Below are 15,491 nucleotides of genomic sequence, written 5' to 3'. Positions count from 1 at the left end.
TCTTCCTTTCCATTTCTTCTTCCGTTATATGCAAAGCGTACATACGCATTCCTCAGGCTTCAAAATCACCCAGGAACTTCACCTCCGGTTCCAGCGTAACTCCATATTTCTTATAAACGATATCCCTGACATTATCCAGCAGCGTGCGGACATCCCTGGCAGTTGCACCGCCTGCATTGATCACAAAGCCACAGTGTTTCTCAGAAACCTGTGCACCACCTACCTGATATCCAGCAAGACCGCTGTCCATGATCAGCTTACCTGCAAAATATCCCTCCGGTCTCTTAAAGGTACTTCCAGCACTGGGATACTCCAACGGCTGTTTGGTGGTACGACGGATCGTCAGATCTTTCATGGTCTCACGGATCACTTCCGGATTTCCCTCCTTCAGCTGCAGCTTTGCTTCCAGCACGATATAACCTGCGGTTTTGATGATGCTGGTACGATATCCCAGTTCCAGTTTATCTGCCGGAAGGGTAACGATCTCTCCCTCCTCATCCATCACAGTTACCTCTGTGAGAACATCCTTCATCTCGCCGCCATAGGCACCTGCATTCATCACAACCGCACCGCCCATAGTTCCCGGGATCCCGCCTGCAAACTCAAAGCCTGTAAGAGCTGCATTTTTTGCTGCTGCTGCCACCGATGAAAGCAGCGCACCTGCCTGTACGGTGATCTCTGTTCCTTCTACGGTAACGGCAGACATATTTTTGTAGATCTGGATAACCGCGCCACGGTAACCGCCGTCTCCTACCAGAAGATTACTTCCGTTTCCGAGGATAAAATAAGGGATCGCACTTTCTTTACAGATTTTTACGATACGCCCCACATCTGTGTCTTTATCCGGCATCAGAAAATAATCCGCCGGACCTCCGATCTTAAAAGTTGTATGACGGCTCATTGCTTCGCCTGTAAAAACACGTTCTTCTCCAAGAAGATCGCAGAACTTTTTTATGATTTCTGAATTCACTTTTTATTTCCTCAGTCTTTCTATTTTATTTCTGTAAAGCAGACATTACTGTTCCGCCTTGACTCATGCTCATGAACTGGATCTGTCCGTGATCTGCGCTCAATTTCTCATCTGCTGTCAGCTGTGTGAAACGTTTCCGGCTGACAGTATATCCCGCACAACTTCTCCCGCCAGCAGATATCCCGCAGTCCCTGTCACAAAGGAAATATTTCCTTCGACAGGCTTCTTCACCATAGTTCTTCTCCGTCTGAAAAGCTTTTCTTTTGCCGGTTGTTCTCTGGAATACAGTACTTTGAGTTTACGTATTCCCTGTTTACGCAGTTCTTTTTTTATGATCCTGGCCGCCGGGCATACTGTGGTCCTGCTGATATCCGCAACCTCAAGTCTGGACGGGTCTATCTTGTTCCCGATGTCCAGGCAGGAGATCACAGGCACACGTCCCTCCCTTGCTCTGCTGATCAGAAGCAGTTTTGACGACAGTGTTCCCATTGTATCCACAATATAATCAAAGGAACGCAATTCAAACATTCCCGCAGTCTCCTCATTATAAAAGGTTTCGTAGGTATGCACCAAAATATTCTCATCAATATCCCGGATTCTCTTCTTGGCCGCCTCTACCTTGCTCATTCCCAGAGTAGAATGAAGTGCCAGCACCTGGCTTCCGATATTCGTCAATGTGATCTTTTCATGATCGATCAGTGTCAGACTCCCCACACCGCAGCGCGCAAGTGACTCTGCCACCTGTGATCCGGCTCCGCCAAGACCGAATACTGCAATTTTCGCCCTGCTGAGTTTTTTTACACCTGTATTTCCAACGAGCAATTCCATACGTGAAAAAGCATCCTGCATATCCGTCCTCCTGACACTGTTTTTTCTTTTGATTGAGAAAGACAGCGCCTGTCCGCCGCTGTCCATATCCCTTTTTATTATACTATCTCTGTCCGTAAATGTACAGATATTCTTGTTTTTTAAGATTTTCGCATAAAAAATTTATATTTTATCATACTATTCCCATACAATCCCACAAGGAGGTTCTGTCCATGCTTCAACAGCTGATTCTGTGCTTTATCGGTTTCTGTGCCGGGATCATCGTTGCAGGAGGTGTCTCCGGACTGCTGATCGGCCTTTCCATTGTTCCCCGCTATGCAGGTATCACGCATACAGCTGACCAGATTTTTCTTTATGAAGATCTGACACTTCTGGGAACAGTTGTCGGAACCGTCGTCACCCTGTTTCCGATCAGAATTCCGCTGGGACCTTTTTTCCTGGCTGTCTGCGGAGTATTTTTCGGAATTTTCCTGGGCGGCTGGATCCTCGCACTGGCAGAGATCGCAAAAGTCTTTCCCGTCTTTGCCAGACGGCTGAAGCTCTCTCAGGGGCTTTCTCCGGTAATAATTTCCATTGCTGCCGGAAAAGCCCTGGGCTCCCTGTTTTATTATGCCATGAGCTGGATGTAATTCTTACTGTCACTCTACCATATCACGAAAGGATTTTCCATATGCAAAATATCAACAAAAAAAAATATGAACAATATGTCAAGCAGCTTACTCCCACCCACAGTCTGCCACTGAATATGGCAAAAGCTTTTCTCACAGGCGGACTGATCTGTCTTCTTGGACAGGTTATCTTAAACACAGCACAGGCTCTCGGTGCAGATGCTTCCGATTCCAGAACCTGGTGTTCTGTCCTTCTCATTCTCTTAAGCGTCCTTCTCACAGGCTTTGGTATTTATCCCAAAATCGGCAAATTCGGCGGTGCAGGAAGTCTTGTTCCCATTACCGGATTCGCCAACTCAGTGGCTGCATCCGCCATTGAGTTCCGGGCAGAAGGACAGGTTTTCGGCATAGGGTGCAAGATCTTTACTATTGCAGGTCCTGTGATCCTCTACGGCATCTTAAGCGCCTGGGGACTGGGTGTGATCTATTATATCCTAAAGATCCTGGAGGTGATATCATGAACAAAAATCTCAGATTTGGCGCAGCCAGCATTGCATTTTCACAGCCTTTGTATATCGAAAGCGCCGCATCCATCGTCAGTCAGAAAGAGGCGAACGGTCCTCTTGGAGATCTTTTTGACCTGGTCTGTGAAGATCCCATGTTTGGCTGTGACACCTGGGAATCTGCGGAAAGCACACTGCAGAAAGAAACTGCCACTCAGGCCATAGGCAAAGCCGGACTGAGCTCCGAAGATATCCATCTGATGTTCGCCGGAGATCTTCTCGCTCAGACATCAGCCACCTGTTTCGGCTCCGCTGGACTTGGAATTCCCTTTTACGGTCTTTACGGCGCCTGCTCCACCATAGGGGAAGCACTTTCTCTCGGTTCCCTTGCTCTGACCGCCGGATTCGGCACACGGGTCTTATGTGCCACCTCCAGCCATTTCGCAAGTGCGGAAAAAGAATTTCGTTTTCCTCTGGGATACGGAAACCAGCGGCCGTTTTCTGCCACCTGGACAGTAACCGGAAGCGGTGCCTGTATCCTAAGTACATCTCCTCCCGGAGAAAAAGCTCCTCTGCGCTCCGGCAAAGGCTGTGCTGCTATCACCGGCCTTACTGCCGGCCGTGTGATGGATTACGGTCTCAGGGATTCCATGAACATGGGAGGCTGTATGGCTCCTGCAGCCTGCGATACCATTGCACGAAGCTTTTCGGATTTCGGGCGGACGCCTTCGGATTATGATGCCGTCTTTACCGGGGATCTGGGGATCATCGGGCAGAAAATTCTCCTGGATCTTCTGGAGGAACAAAATATCCGGCTTTCTCCCATTCATAAAGACTGCGGTATCCTGATCTATGACGATCCTTCTCAGGACACCCACGCAGGAGGAAGCGGCTGCGGCTGTTCTGCTGTAGTCCTTGCCTCCTATATCCTTCCAAAGATTGTATCCGGAGAATGGAAGCGGATCCTTTTTGTACCAACAGGAGCGCTTCTTTCCAAAGTAAGCTTTAATGAAGGTGACAGTATTCCGGGTATTGCCCACGGAGTTGTCATCGAGCATATGGAGGTATGAGCATGGATTACTTTAACGCATTCTGGTTCGGCGGCCTTGTCTGTGCCCTGATCCAGATCCTTCTGGACAAGACAAAGCTGATGCCTGGCCGCGTGATGGTACTTCTGGTATGCAGCGGCGCCCTGTTAAGTGCCGTTGGCGTCTACCGGCCGCTGGTGGATTTTGCAGGTGCCGGGGCCTCCGTCCCGCTGATCGGTTTCGGACATGTATTATGGGAGGGTATGAAAAAAGCCATTGAAGAAGACGGCATCCTTGGGCTTTTTACAGGAGGCTTCACTGCCTGTGCTGCCGGAGTTTCCTCCGCCCTGATCTTCTCTTATCTGGCCAGTCTCTTCTTCCGTCCAAAAATGAAAAAATAATATTCCGGGAAAGGAGTTTTTTCTCATGAGTGATACTCTTTATCTGCAGCTGGATCAGAACATTGAAGTCACCAACCCACATGTATATCTTCAGGATATCGCTGCACTTTCCATGAGTGACCCCAAAATCCTCAATCGTCTGCGGGTCATGCCTGTGATCGTTCTGGATGCGAAAAAGCCCGGACGCTATGTGATGTCTGCCTCGGATCTTCTGAAAAAGATCCAGAAGCTGGAACCCTCCATTGACATTTCTCCCATCGGGGAAACGGATTTTATCATCACCTACCGCATCAGCTCTGCCACAGGGAAAATTTTCCGGTATGTAAAAATCTTTTTTGTATGTCTGGTTTCCTTTTTCGGCGCTGCTTTTTCCATTATGACCTTTAATAATGACGTAGATATGGGCAGCCTTTTTAGCCAGTTTTACACTCTTGTTACGGGAAAAAGTTCCTCCGGCTTTACCATCCTGGAGATTTCCTACTCCATCGGGATTGGCCTCGGCGTACTGATCTTCTTTAATCATTTCGGGCATCTGAAGCTAAGCGATGATCCCACACCTATGCAGGTGCAGATGCGGACCTATGAGGATGATGTAAACCGGACACTGATCGAACAGGCTGCACGAACAGAAAATCCAGAAACTGAATCATAACCAGAGCACACTCTCATATCCGTACAATTCCGCCGCCTGTCGCACAAAAAAAGCTCCCTGCAGATTTCTCTGCAAAGAGCTTTTTTTATATAATATGGGTTTACTTTTTTTCTGAAATGATATTTACAGAAGTCCTCCGATGGATAAGAACAGAGGAGCAAATACCAGTGATACAATAGTCATAAGCTTGATCAGGATGTTAATGGAAGGCCCTGATGTATCTTTGAACGGATCGCCGACTGTATCGCCGACAACGGCTGCTTTGTGCGCCTCGCTGCCTTTTCCGCCATGATGACCTGTCTCGATGTATTTTTTTGCATTATCCCATGCACCACCTGCGTTGGACATGAAGATTGCCATCAGTACACCTGTTACAAGAGCACCGGAAAGAAGTCCTCCAAGAGCCTCAACGCCAAGAACAACCCCTACGATAACCGGAACAACGACCGCCATGATTCCAGGAAGCATCATCTCGTGAAGAGCTGCTGTTGTGGAGATCGCAACGCATGATTTGTAATCCGGTTTTTCGATACCCTTCATGATACCCGGTTTCTCACGGAACTGGCGTCTTACTTCCTCGATCATCTTGTAAGCAGCCTTGGAAACGGATTCCATTGTGAAGGCCGAGAAGAGGAATGTAAGCATACCACCGATAAAGATACCGATCGTAACACGAGGAGCAAGGATATTGATCGCATCCAGATTTACTGCATTCGCATAAGATACAAACAGAGCAAGCGCTGTAAGAGCTGCGGAACCGATCGCGAAGCCTTTACCCATAGCTGCTGTTGTGTTACCTACAGAATCAAGCTTATCTGTGATCTCACGAACTGACTCATCCAGACCTGACATCTCTGCAATACCACCGGCATTGTCAGCGATGGGTCCATACGCGTCAACGGCAACTGTGATTCCTGTTGTGGAAAGCATACCAACTGCTGCAAGAGCGATTCCGTATAATCCATCCACACCGTATGCTACAAAAATACCAACACAGATCAGCAGGATCGGGAATGCTGTAGATTTCATACCTACTGCGATACCACTGATGATAGTTGTAGCTGCACCTGTCTCAGACTGCTCGCCGATTCCCTGAACCGGTTTATAATCTGCAGATGTGTAATACTCTGTAATGTTTCCGATGATGACACCGACAACAAGACCTGCGATCACAGCAATGGCTGCCTTCATATCTCCGAAGAGAGTCTTGCTGAGGATCAGGGACACGATGATAACAAGTGCTGCAGATACATAGCTTCCTTTTGTGAGGGCTTTCTGCGGATTGGAATTATCATCACCTTTTACAAAGAATGTTGCAATGATGGATGCGATCAGTCCACAGCCTGCAATAGCCAGCGGATAGAGAACACCGGAAACTGCTCCGGCTACCGCACCAAGTGTAAGGGCAGATACCAGAGATCCTACATAGGACTCAAAAAGGTCTGCACCCATACCGGCAACATCACCTACGTTATCACCTACATTATCCGCGATAACAGCCGGGTTACGAGGGTCATCCTCCGGGATTCCTGCCTCAACCTTACCTACAAGGTCAGCTCCTACGTCAGCTGCCTTTGTATAGATTCCACCACCAACACGTGCAAACAGTGCGATGGAAGAAGCACCAAGGCTGAATCCAGAAAGTACGTCAACGTTCTTTGTGATGATATACACAACGCTGACACCCAGTGCACCAAGACCTGCAACACACATACCCATAACAGCACCGCCGGAGAATGCAATGGAAAGAGCCTTGTTCATTCCTCCCTCTTTTGCTGCATTTGCTGTTCTTACATTAGCCTTTGTTGCAACGGTCATACCGCAGTATCCTGCGATTGTTGAAAACAGAGCACCTACTACAAAGCAGATTGCTGTTACCCAGCTTCCAACTCCGATTCCGATCAGTACAAAAAGTACGGCTACAAAAATAACCAGGATCTTGTACTCTGCTGTTAAGAAGGCGCGGGCACCTTCTGCGATCGCACCTGCGATCTCCTTCATTCTGTCTGTTCCTGCATCCTGCTTGCTGACCTTCGCTGCAAGGTATGCTGCGAACAGAAGTGCCAGTACGGCTGCCACCGGCACCAAATACATGTAGTTTTCCACTCTTTTTACCTCCGTTCATGTATTGTTAATACTTTATCACATTATTTTACATATTTCAAATAGAATTTTCACTTAGTTTTTTGTTAATATTGTGATACAATAAAATTTTATATAAATGAAATATTTTTTTTATATTATTGTTCGCATTTTTTCAGTTTCAGACAGCTTATATAATAGGAAGTTTTTTTATATCTCTATTTGGACAAAATTTCCATTTTTCTTTCCAGAAGATTTTTTTCCAATAATTGTTTTTCTGCATTTTCGAATCCAATTCGTTCTATAGTCTCGGCAAAACGTTCTCCCTTTAATCCCTGGTCCTTAAAAAGCAGGATTGCCTTCTCAATAACATCCAGTGCCTCTTCCTCTGACGTAAAGATCCGGTTCAGGGCCTTTCCATGGGAAATTTTCTTTCCCCAGCGTCCACCGATATAGATCTTGAATCCGTAGATACCATCCGGGATGGAATGGAACGGACATTTTCCCACACATCTTCCGCAGTGTCTGCAAAGTTCCTCATCAATGTGCAGTTTCCCGTCAACGACTTTCGCCACTTTGTTTGGACATGCAGCTTCAATGGCACATTTTTTACAGCCCTTGCAGGCCTCGCTGTCAAAGTGCGGGATCCTCTGTCCGATGATTCCCACATCGTTCAGATTTGGTTTCACACAGTTATTCGGGCATCCGCCTACTGCGATCTTAAATTTATGCGGCAGTGCAACCTGACGGTAGCCTTTATAGAATCTCCGGAAAATCTCTTCTGAAATTGCATAGGAATCCAGAAGTCCATACTGACAGGTGGTTCCCTTGCAGGATACTACCGGTCGGACCTTTGCTCCTGTTCCTCCTGTCTCCAGACCTTCCTTCGCAATAAATTCCTGAAACTCTTCGATCTTTTCATAGGGGATTCCCTGGATCTCCACGGAGAGCCTGGTCGTGTAGGTAAGATTTCCGTTGCCGAATTTCTCTGCTGCTTCCGCCATACATCTGTGCTGTGCCGCTGTCACCTTTCCGTTTACAGTGATCACTCGTGCAGAAAATTCATCGGTTCCCCGGTTATTTAAAAACCCCTGCCCCTTCAGTCTTTTCTCTTCCTCTTTGCTTACAGTTAATGCTGACATATTTCCTCCTCCTGGTCTCACCGGCATTCCGATACTTTCCCACGGTATCGTTGCCCTGTATTTTGCAATGTTGAAATCGTTTTCACGTACTTTCTACTATACCACTTGAAGATGTATTTGAAAAATGATATTATTTTATAAAAATGATAGGTTTTACCTATACACCAATTTACAATAAAAGGAGATTCCATATGACCATCCGCCATCTCACTGTTTTTGCGGCCGTTGCGGAACAGGGCTCCATGAGTGCTGCTGCCAAACATCTTTATCTTTCCCAGCCAACAGTCAGTCAGGCCATCCGTGAGCTGGAAGCTCATTATAACGGCCTTCTCTTTGAACGTCTTGGAAAAAAGCTTTATCTCACAGAACGGGGAAAGATTCTTCTTCCCCATGCCCGTGAAATGATCCGCCAGTTTCAGCAGCTGGAAGAGCTGATGCAGAACCAGGGACAGTCTTCCACCCTGAAGCTTGGCTCCACCCTCACTGTGGGAACCTGCCTGACCCCATCCATTATCCTGGATCTGCAGAAAAAAATCCCGTACCTTGACGTTTACTCCTTTGTCACCAACACGCAAAATATCGAGCAGAAGCTTCTGCGTTCTGAACTGGACGCTGCTGTGGTAGAAGGTGAGATCCATTCCCCGGACCTTGTTGTTCTTCCCATCATCGACGACTGTCTGGTCCTTGCCGCCGGAAAAAAGCATCCGTTTTACCGCAGAGGACGCATCCATGACCAGGAGCTGAACAACCAGAAATTTGCAGTCCGGGAATATGGAAGCGGTACCAGACAGCTTTTTGAGGATTACACCCTTCGCCATGATCTGAAGATCCGGACTGCCTGGGAAGCCAACAGTCCGCAGGCACTGCTGAACGCAGTGCTGTATAACCAGATGCTCTCTGTTATGTCCATCCGTCTTATGCATCATGAGATCCGTCACCGTTCAGTCCGGGTCTTCTGCAACGAAGCAGGGGAATGGAACCGGAAATTCAAGCTGGTCTATCACAAGAATAAGTTTCTTACCCCTGCCATCTTTGAGCTGGAAAAGATCCTTCACACCTATCAGCAACTGGAACTGCCCTCTGTCATGGGTGTTCTGGAACAGGAATAAGCAGGGGACTTACCTGATCCAGTAAAAAAACGGCCGCACATATCGCTCTTACGATATGTACAGCCGTTTTTCGTTTTTTTCTCACCCGACAGAGTCGGATCTTTTTTTGAACCGGATATTTAGTTTGATTCGTTGAACACGTTTTTATCCAGTGCACCGTTCTGGTGTGCAACGATGGTTGTGCAGACTGCATCACCGGTAATGTTAACCGCTGTTCTGGTCATATCCAGGATACGGTCAATACCCATGATCAGACCAATGGCCTCAACCGGAAGTCCTACAGAATTAAATACCATGGTCAGGGTAACAAGACCAACACTTGGTACACCGGCAGTTCCTACGGAAGCAAGGGTTGCAGTTCCGATAACTGTCAGATAATCCATCGGACTTAAGTGGATACCGAAGGCCTGTGCCGCAAATACTACGGCAACACCCTGCATGATAGAGGTACCGTCCATATTGATAGTAGCTCCAAGAGGAATGGTAAATGAAGAAATCTTCTTGGAAACACCCACTTTCTTGGACAGGGTATCAATGGACATCGGGATCGTGGCATTGGATGTAGCTGTTGAGAATGCAAATGCCATAACCGGGAAAAATTTCTTGATGAATTTTATCGGATTCAGTCCTGTGAATATCTTCAGCAGGATCTGGTATACGCCGAAGCACTGGATCGCCAGTGCAAGGAGAACACCGATCATATATTTTGCCAGTGGGATAAACGCGCTGAAACCGATGTTTGCAAAGGTTCTGCTGATAAGGCAGAATACACCGATCGGTGCAAGTGCCATGATCATCATGGTCATCTCCATCATGATATCATTGAACTGGCTGAAAAAGTTCGCTACTGTCTCTGCACGCTCTCCCATTTTCGCAAGGATCACACCCACGATCAGGGCAAATACGATAACCTGAAGCATGCTTCCGCTTGCCAGGGAATTGATCGGATTGTCCGGAATGATATTCAGGATGGTATCCGTAAGAGAGGTAGCCTCCATAGTCTCCACAGAGGAAGCAGAGGACTGAATAGAGCTCATATCAAGTCCCACACCCGGATTGATCAGATTACCTACCGTCAGAGCAACCGAAACAGCCAGAGCTGTAGTCGCCAGATAAAATACCAGTGTTCTCACACCTACGGTTCCAAGCTTCTTGGTATCACCGATGGACATACTTCCGCAGACAAGGGAACAGAATACCAACGGTACAACCAGCATTTTCATCAGACGGATAAATCCCTGTCCGATCACATAAAGGATTCCCTCCACGATCACATCTTTCTTGAAGCTGCTGTCAGGAACCAGGTAACAGAGAATGATTCCCAGTATCGCACCTGCGATCAACGCCACAAAGATCTTCGTGGTAAGGCCCATTTTCTTTTTCTGCTGTGTTTTTTCTTTTATATTTTTCTCTTTCATTCTAGTCCTCCGCTCTTTCATCCATATATTCTTTCAGCGATGCTTTCCAGTCCGGCATGTCATACACTTCAATAATACGGAGGATAAAATTATCAAGGACGGCATATGGCGGTCTGACAGAAGAAAGATCTGACTGCTCTGTCGGCACGGATCTCAGTTCGATCTCCTTTCCTGCAAGGCGAAGGATCTCGGTTGCAAACTCATAACGGTTACATACACCGCTGCAGGTTACGTGATAAGTTCCATATTCGTTGGTATCGATAAGATACAGGATCATTCTTGCCAGATCCTTGGCGCTGGTCGGTGATCCGAACTGATCCGAAGCAACGGAAAGCGCCTGGCCTTTTTCTGCTGTCTCCAGCACACGGTTTACAAAATTATGTCCGCCTTTTCCGTATACCCAGTTGCTTCGGATAATGAAATGTTTGTGTGTAAACTCTTTTACATAGTTCTCTCCGGCTCTCTTGGAACGGCCGTAAACAGTCAGCGGATTGGTATCGTCAAACTCTGTATACGGTTTTTTGCTCTTTCCGTCGAAAACATCATCTGTGGAAAGCTGGACGATCTTTGCCCCGCATTTTCTTGCCACGATGCTTAAGTTTCTTGCTCCCAGTGCGTTGACACGGTATGCATGTTCCGGATTCTTCTCACACTCATCGGTATCTGTGATACCGGTGCAGTTGATGATCACATCCGGACGGTTAATGGAACCGAAGTTGATCACTTCATCTGTGTCTGTGATATCCAGCTCATCAAGATCTGTGTTCAGAGTCTCGATCTGCATTGGATCCAGAACATCATTCAGTGCCCGTCCGATCTGTCCGTTGGCACCTGCGATCCATACTTTTAACATCTTTCTACCTCCCTGGTATAATGTGTGTGATACATAAATAAAGAGACATTGATTTAGATCAAAACCAATGCCCCTTTAACCTATGAAATATATTTTATCAATATCCCAAAAAGCTGTCAAGAAAAAAGCCCCTGTTTCCATAAGGTTCCTGCTGCCTTTGCTTCTGTCTGATCCTGCCTCCGCAGGAGTTTTCCCCACAGTCCAGGGTTAGCAAATAAGATCGTACCTTGCATTTCCACGCCCCTTATGCTATACTCAGTTTCGCTGCAAAAGCCCGCAAAAACCAAGGTCGTACAGGGCTTACAAGGCGGTCACCGCCTATAAATGTGCCGAGTGTTCGTGACCTTCCACTCGTAAAACAAAACTAAAGGAGAATAAAAAACATGAAAAACAAAGGTACTCATTTTCTGGTACAGGGAGCTGCCATTGCAGCTGTATATGTTGTCCTGACACTGGTATTCGCGCCACTTAGCTTCGGTGAAGTTCAGATCCGGTTTTCCGAGGCGCTGACCGTGCTTCCGTTCTTCACACCGGCTGCCATCCCGGGACTGTTCGTGGGATGTATCATTGCCAATCTTCTTGGCGGTGCGATTCCGGTTGACATCATTTTCGGAAGCATTGCCACACTTATCGGTGCATTCTTTACCTACAAGCTTCGCAATACAGGCAAATGGACAGCCCCGATCCCGCCGATCGTTTCCAACATTGTGATCGTTCCTCTTGTGCTTCGTTACGGATATGGCATTAACCTTCCTATCCCGTTTATGATGCTCACAGTAGGAGCCGGCGAATTTATCTCAGCCGGTGTGATCGGTATGATCCTTCTTGGAGCACTTTCCAAATACAAAAATGTACTTTTTCATAAAAAAGCAGCAGTCTGACTAAATCTGCTGCCCACAAAAAGAAGCCATGAGAAAACAGCAGCATTTCTCATGGCTCTCTTTTATTTTTTCTCTGCGGATTCCTGCAGACTGCGCAGGATCCTCTTTTCCATTCTGGATACCTGTACCTGGGATACGCCAAGCTCATGGGCGATCTCCATCTGGGTCATGTTCTGAAAATACCGCATATAGATCAACCTCCGCTCCTTTGCCTCCAGAGTCCCCAGTATCTCTTCCAGAAAAATCCTGTCCAGTACTTTTTCCTGCCGGTTTTCTTTTTCCGGAAGCTTGTCCATCAGAGAAATCTCCGTTCCCTCACCCTGATAGATCGTTTTGTGAAGAGATTCCACCTCTGCACCGGATTCCATGGTCATTACCAGTTCTTCTATGGAAATTCCCATTTCCTCTGCCATTTCTCCCGTCGTAGGTTCCCGCTCCAGCCGGCGTGTCAGTGCTTCTCTCACCTGATAGATCCTGTAGTGGTTTTCCTTCAGAGAACGGCTTACCTTCAGTATCCCGTCGTCCCTGAGATAACGTTTGATCTCTCCGATGATCATGGGAACGGCATAGGTGGAAAATTTCACATCATAGGACATGTCAAACTTATCCACAGCTTTCAGAAGTCCGATGCTGCCGATCTGGAACAGATCCTCCATCTCCACCCCTCGTCCCAGAAAACGCTTTGCCACACTGTATATCAGTCCTGTATTTTCCTCAAACAAAAGATCTCTTGCCGCTTTATCCCCCTGGTGTGCACGCCCGATGAGGACAAGAGTACGATCCATAGTTACCTCCTGATGATCTTTTTCATGTGCACGGTAGTTCCACGGCCAACCTCCGATTCCACCTGAAGCTCATCCATAAACGCCTCCATGAATGTAAACCCCATACCGGAGCGGTCTTTATCAGCCTTTGTGGTAAACAGAGGCTCCATGGCTTTTTTGATATCCGGGATCCCGGCTCCGTGATCCGTCACATCTACCTGAAGCTCCTGCCCCCGGAGACGACATTCTACCCGGATCTTATGTATCTCCCCTTCATACCCGTGTATGATGCAGTTGGTCACTGCCTCCGATACTGCGGTCTTCAGATCCGAAATTTCCTCCAGCGTAGGATTCAGCTGTGTGCAGAATGAAGCCACAGCAACTCTTGCCAGTGCTTCATTTACCGGTCTGCTGTCAAAAATGATCGTCATTTCATTTGTGTTTTCCATAATAAACACCCTCCTGTTCACCTGCCGATTTTTTAATTCCACAGATTTCAATATATTTTCCCACTCCGGATAGCCGCAGAAGCTTTGCAATATGACTGTTCACATTGACAACCTGCACACATTTCCCCCTCATGCCAAGTGCCCGGTACCTACCCATCAGCAGACCGATCCCGGAACTATCCATAAAAACGGTCTCTGAGAAATCAAAAATCATATTTTTTATATAGTTATGTCCAATAATCCGGTCTGATTCTCTCCGAATCTCATCAGAAGCCGGATGATCCAGTTCCGCCGGAAGATGTACAGTCAGCACGGTTCCGGATTTTTCAAAACCTGATGTCATTCTATCATTCCCCCATTTTTGATTTTTTATTCCATTTTTCATGACCAAAGGGTAAAAAAAGAGGAATGCGCCAACGCACATTCCCCTTATCCGAGGTTTCTCCTCTGTATGAGTTATGATCTTTTTTATTCTGTATAACCTCCATCGTAAGAGGAATCCTCATATCCTCCGTCACTGTAGCTGCTGTCTTCTCCGGAATCTCCGTCAGAGCTCTGTGCATCTTCTCCCGCCGAAGCTGCGGCATCCGCTCCAGCTTCAGCTGTTCCATCTGTGCTGCTGTCAGCACTGGACGTTCCGTCAGAAGCTCCGCTCTCGATCCCGCTTACACCGGTCTTTCCGCTGATAGTACTGTAAATCCCCTTTGCAGAATCTGACAGTGTATCCACATATACCTTCTGTAGTTCCAGCGCCGCTGTATCCAGATCCTCCTGCTGCATGGCAGTATATGCATTAAACAAAGCCTCATAGCTCTGACTGCGTTTCTGCTCTTCCTCTGCCTGCTTGGCAACTGCATCTGCCGTATCACTGGACTGGGCAGCTTCTCCCTGAGCTTTGGTAAGCTCCACGCTCTGGCTGGAAAGAGAATCACTGTACTGTATGATCTGCTGATTGGCCTGCCTGTAAATATCCTGTTTCACAGCCGGCAGTACAAGGAGCCAGAATGCTGCCGCCCCTGCCGCAAATCCAAGTACCGTGGTAAAGAAAAGTGATATCTTTGATCTTTCTTTATAAGACGACGGCCTTACAACGATTTCTCCTGAAATATTATCATTCTCATTTTTTTCATTTCCAAACAAGCCCTTACGCTGCTTTTCCATCTTTGTGGTAACACCCGTCTGCTCGTCAACTTCACGCAGGAAACGAAGTGTGGTGGTATTGGTCTTGTCGATCCTGGCTGCTTTTTTCAGGGTTCTTCTCGCCTTATTCCACTCCTGATTCTTCATCTGGATCAGAGCAAGAAGATGATACCCCTTGATCAGCTTAGGATTCTGGGACAGGATCTTTTTCAGGCGGATGGCCGCCATATCCTCATGGCCTTCCCTGCACATGGCGAGGGCATTGTTATATTTCTTGATGCTTTCGTTGATTGTTTCCAGTTTGTTCTGGTTTGCCTGAAGCCTGGCAATATATTCTGAAGCCAGATTTCGGTTCTTCTGGATATTCTTGCTGATGACCCACTCACTCAGTGCGGCAACCACCTCACCGGTCTCAAAATATACAAGACCAAGAAGATTTCTTGCACGGATATTCCGTTTGTCATAAGCAAGACTTTGCTTCAGACAGCTGATCGCCCCGGACAGATCCCGGATGCTGGCTTTTTCCAGCCCCTGATTATAATAAAGCTTGGAAAGATAATCCACCTTCTTCTGGATCAGTATATTGGCTCCACAGTGCGGACAATAATCCAGATCTGTATCCGTCAGGAACGCTCCACAGTTTATGCAGTTCATCCACTTCTC

The 15,491-nt window shown here is 47.2% G+C and carries 17 protein-coding genes; 7 read left to right on the top strand and 10 right to left on the bottom strand.

All coding sequences use genetic code 11. The features are described from left to right. Positions 1 to 52: 52 nt before the first annotated feature. Together murB and V9W66_RS14265 are read right to left on the bottom strand one after the other, a co-directional pair. On the bottom strand, positions 53 to 970 hold the full coding sequence (murB, locus tag V9W66_RS14270; protein ID WP_144094291.1) for a UDP-N-acetylmuramate dehydrogenase: 918 nt from the start codon (positions 968 to 970) through the stop codon (positions 53 to 55). 117 nt (positions 971 to 1,087) lie between these two features. Next, entirely contained in the window at positions 1,088 to 1,819 is a 732-nt protein-coding gene (locus tag V9W66_RS14265) for a tRNA threonylcarbamoyladenosine dehydratase (protein WP_144094292.1), read from the bottom strand. 191 nt (positions 1,820 to 2,010) lie between these two features. Between V9W66_RS14265 and V9W66_RS14260 the strand changes: the two genes are divergently transcribed. From V9W66_RS14260 to V9W66_RS14240, 5 genes are read left to right on the top strand one after another with little or no spacing between them, the layout of a single operon-like run. Further along, complete coding sequence (locus tag V9W66_RS14260; RefSeq protein ID WP_118608614.1) at positions 2,011 to 2,427, top strand: stage V sporulation protein AB; 417 nt, start codon at positions 2,011 to 2,013, stop codon at positions 2,425 to 2,427. A 41-nt stretch (positions 2,428 to 2,468) separates the two neighbouring features. Then, entirely contained in the window at positions 2,469 to 2,927 is a 459-nt protein-coding gene (locus tag V9W66_RS14255; protein ID WP_118368442.1) for a SpoVA/SpoVAEb family sporulation membrane protein, read from the top strand. Next, a complete protein-coding gene (locus V9W66_RS14250) occupies positions 2,924 to 3,979 on the top strand; it encodes a stage V sporulation protein AD (protein ID WP_144094293.1) in 1,056 nt (351 codons plus the stop codon). Before V9W66_RS14255 ends, V9W66_RS14250 begins: the two co-directional genes overlap by 4 nt. 2 nt (positions 3,980 to 3,981) lie before the next feature. Beyond that, positions 3,982 to 4,338: a SpoVA/SpoVAEb family sporulation membrane protein gene (locus tag V9W66_RS14245; protein WP_059085334.1), complete on the top strand. Its 357-nt coding sequence runs from the start codon at positions 3,982 to 3,984 to the stop codon at positions 4,336 to 4,338. A gap of 25 nt (positions 4,339 to 4,363) precedes the next feature. Then, positions 4,364 to 4,990 carry a stage V sporulation protein AA gene (locus tag V9W66_RS14240; RefSeq protein ID WP_144094294.1) on the top strand — a complete coding sequence of 209 codons (627 nt, stop codon included), beginning with the start codon at positions 4,364 to 4,366 and terminating at the stop codon, positions 4,988 to 4,990. Between the two features lie 123 nt (positions 4,991 to 5,113). On the opposite strand, the gene V9W66_RS14235 is transcribed toward V9W66_RS14240, so the two are convergent. Next, the gene (locus V9W66_RS14235; RefSeq protein WP_144094295.1) at positions 5,114 to 7,096 is read right to left on the bottom strand and encodes a sodium-translocating pyrophosphatase; all 1,983 of its coding nucleotides are present in this window, start codon (positions 7,094 to 7,096) and stop codon (positions 5,114 to 5,116) included. Positions 7,097 to 7,290: 194 nt separating this feature from the next. After that, entirely contained in the window at positions 7,291 to 8,214 is a 924-nt protein-coding gene (locus tag V9W66_RS14230; RefSeq protein ID WP_044961019.1) for a 4Fe-4S binding protein, read from the bottom strand. A 191-nt stretch (positions 8,215 to 8,405) separates the two neighbouring features. Between V9W66_RS14230 and V9W66_RS14225 the strand changes: the two genes are divergently transcribed. Then, positions 8,406 to 9,323, top strand: coding sequence for a LysR family transcriptional regulator (locus V9W66_RS14225; RefSeq protein ID WP_144094296.1), 918 nt, complete (start codon positions 8,406 to 8,408; stop codon positions 9,321 to 9,323). Positions 9,324 to 9,442: 119 nt separating this feature from the next. On the opposite strand, the gene V9W66_RS14220 is transcribed toward V9W66_RS14225, so the two are convergent. Together V9W66_RS14220 and rfbD are read right to left on the bottom strand one after the other, a co-directional pair. Then, a complete protein-coding gene (locus V9W66_RS14220; protein WP_144094297.1) occupies positions 9,443 to 10,741 on the bottom strand; it encodes a dicarboxylate/amino acid:cation symporter in 1,299 nt (432 codons plus the stop codon). A gap of 1 nt (position 10,742) precedes the next feature. Continuing rightward, a complete protein-coding gene (gene rfbD / locus V9W66_RS14215) occupies positions 10,743 to 11,633 on the bottom strand; it encodes a dTDP-4-dehydrorhamnose reductase (protein WP_279231462.1) in 891 nt (296 codons plus the stop codon). Positions 11,634 to 11,977: 344 nt separating this feature from the next. Here rfbD and V9W66_RS14210 point away from each other — a divergent pair, with 344 nt between their 5' ends. Continuing rightward, positions 11,978 to 12,475: a QueT transporter family protein gene (locus tag V9W66_RS14210; protein ID WP_015526895.1), complete on the top strand. Its 498-nt coding sequence runs from the start codon at positions 11,978 to 11,980 to the stop codon at positions 12,473 to 12,475. Positions 12,476 to 12,537: 62 nt separating this feature from the next. Here the strand turns inward: V9W66_RS14210 and V9W66_RS14205 are convergent, their stop codons facing one another. The 4 genes from V9W66_RS14205 to V9W66_RS14190 all read right to left on the bottom strand — a co-directional run bounded on the left by V9W66_RS14205 (position 12,538) and on the right by V9W66_RS14190 (position 15,482). Further along, complete coding sequence (locus V9W66_RS14205; protein ID WP_021650746.1) at positions 12,538 to 13,260, bottom strand: SigF/SigG family RNA polymerase sporulation sigma factor; 723 nt, start codon at positions 13,258 to 13,260, stop codon at positions 12,538 to 12,540. A gap of 2 nt (positions 13,261 to 13,262) precedes the next feature. Next, entirely contained in the window at positions 13,263 to 13,688 is a 426-nt protein-coding gene (spoIIAB, locus tag V9W66_RS14200) for an anti-sigma F factor (RefSeq protein WP_015526893.1), read from the bottom strand. Beyond that, complete coding sequence (locus V9W66_RS14195; protein ID WP_144094299.1) at positions 13,672 to 14,031, bottom strand: STAS domain-containing protein; 360 nt, start codon at positions 14,029 to 14,031, stop codon at positions 13,672 to 13,674. Before V9W66_RS14195 ends, spoIIAB begins: the two co-directional genes overlap by 17 nt. 125 nt (positions 14,032 to 14,156) lie before the next feature. Beyond that, positions 14,157 to 15,482: a hypothetical protein gene (locus V9W66_RS14190; RefSeq protein WP_144094300.1), complete on the bottom strand. Its 1,326-nt coding sequence runs from the start codon at positions 15,480 to 15,482 to the stop codon at positions 14,157 to 14,159. Positions 15,483 to 15,491 lie beyond the last annotated feature (9 nt).

It is taken from the genome of Blautia massiliensis (ex Durand et al. 2017) (genome assembly GCF_051861785.1).
In the GTDB taxonomy this organism is placed as follows: Bacteria; Bacillota; Clostridia; order Lachnospirales; family Lachnospiraceae; genus Blautia_A; species Blautia_A luti_A.
This window is presented reverse-complemented; position numbering and strand designations above follow the sequence as displayed.

Bases quoted from the DNA above. Each gene is read 5' to 3' on its own strand.
- V9W66_RS14265 (WP_144094292.1), bottom strand. From the start codon at position 1,819: ATGCAGGATGCTTTTTCACGTATGGAATTGCTCGTTGGAAATACAGGT.
- V9W66_RS14260 (WP_118608614.1), top strand. From the start codon at position 2,011: ATGCTTCAACAGCTGATTCTGTGCTTTATCGGTTTCTGTGCCGGGATC.
- V9W66_RS14255 (WP_118368442.1), top strand. From the start codon at position 2,469: ATGCAAAATATCAACAAAAAAAAATATGAACAATATGTCAAGCAGCTT.
- V9W66_RS14250 (WP_144094293.1), top strand. From the start codon at position 2,924: ATGAACAAAAATCTCAGATTTGGCGCAGCCAGCATTGCATTTTCACAG.
- V9W66_RS14245 (WP_059085334.1), top strand. From the start codon at position 3,982: ATGGATTACTTTAACGCATTCTGGTTCGGCGGCCTTGTCTGTGCCCTG.
- V9W66_RS14240 (WP_144094294.1), top strand. From the start codon at position 4,364: ATGAGTGATACTCTTTATCTGCAGCTGGATCAGAACATTGAAGTCACC.
- V9W66_RS14230 (WP_044961019.1), bottom strand. From the start codon at position 8,214: ATGTCAGCATTAACTGTAAGCAAAGAGGAAGAGAAAAGACTGAAGGGG.
- V9W66_RS14225 (WP_144094296.1), top strand. From the start codon at position 8,406: ATGACCATCCGCCATCTCACTGTTTTTGCGGCCGTTGCGGAACAGGGC.
- V9W66_RS14220 (WP_144094297.1), bottom strand. From the start codon at position 10,741: ATGAAAGAGAAAAATATAAAAGAAAAAACACAGCAGAAAAAGAAAATG.
- V9W66_RS14210 (WP_015526895.1), top strand. From the start codon at position 11,978: ATGAAAAACAAAGGTACTCATTTTCTGGTACAGGGAGCTGCCATTGCA.
- V9W66_RS14205 (WP_021650746.1), bottom strand. From the start codon at position 13,260: ATGGATCGTACTCTTGTCCTCATCGGGCGTGCACACCAGGGGGATAAA.
- spoIIAB (WP_015526893.1), bottom strand. From the start codon at position 13,688: ATGGAAAACACAAATGAAATGACGATCATTTTTGACAGCAGACCGGTA.
- V9W66_RS14195 (WP_144094299.1), bottom strand. From the start codon at position 14,031: ATGACATCAGGTTTTGAAAAATCCGGAACCGTGCTGACTGTACATCTT.
- V9W66_RS14190 (WP_144094300.1), bottom strand. From the start codon at position 15,482: ATGAACTGCATAAACTGTGGAGCGTTCCTGACGGATACAGATCTGGAT.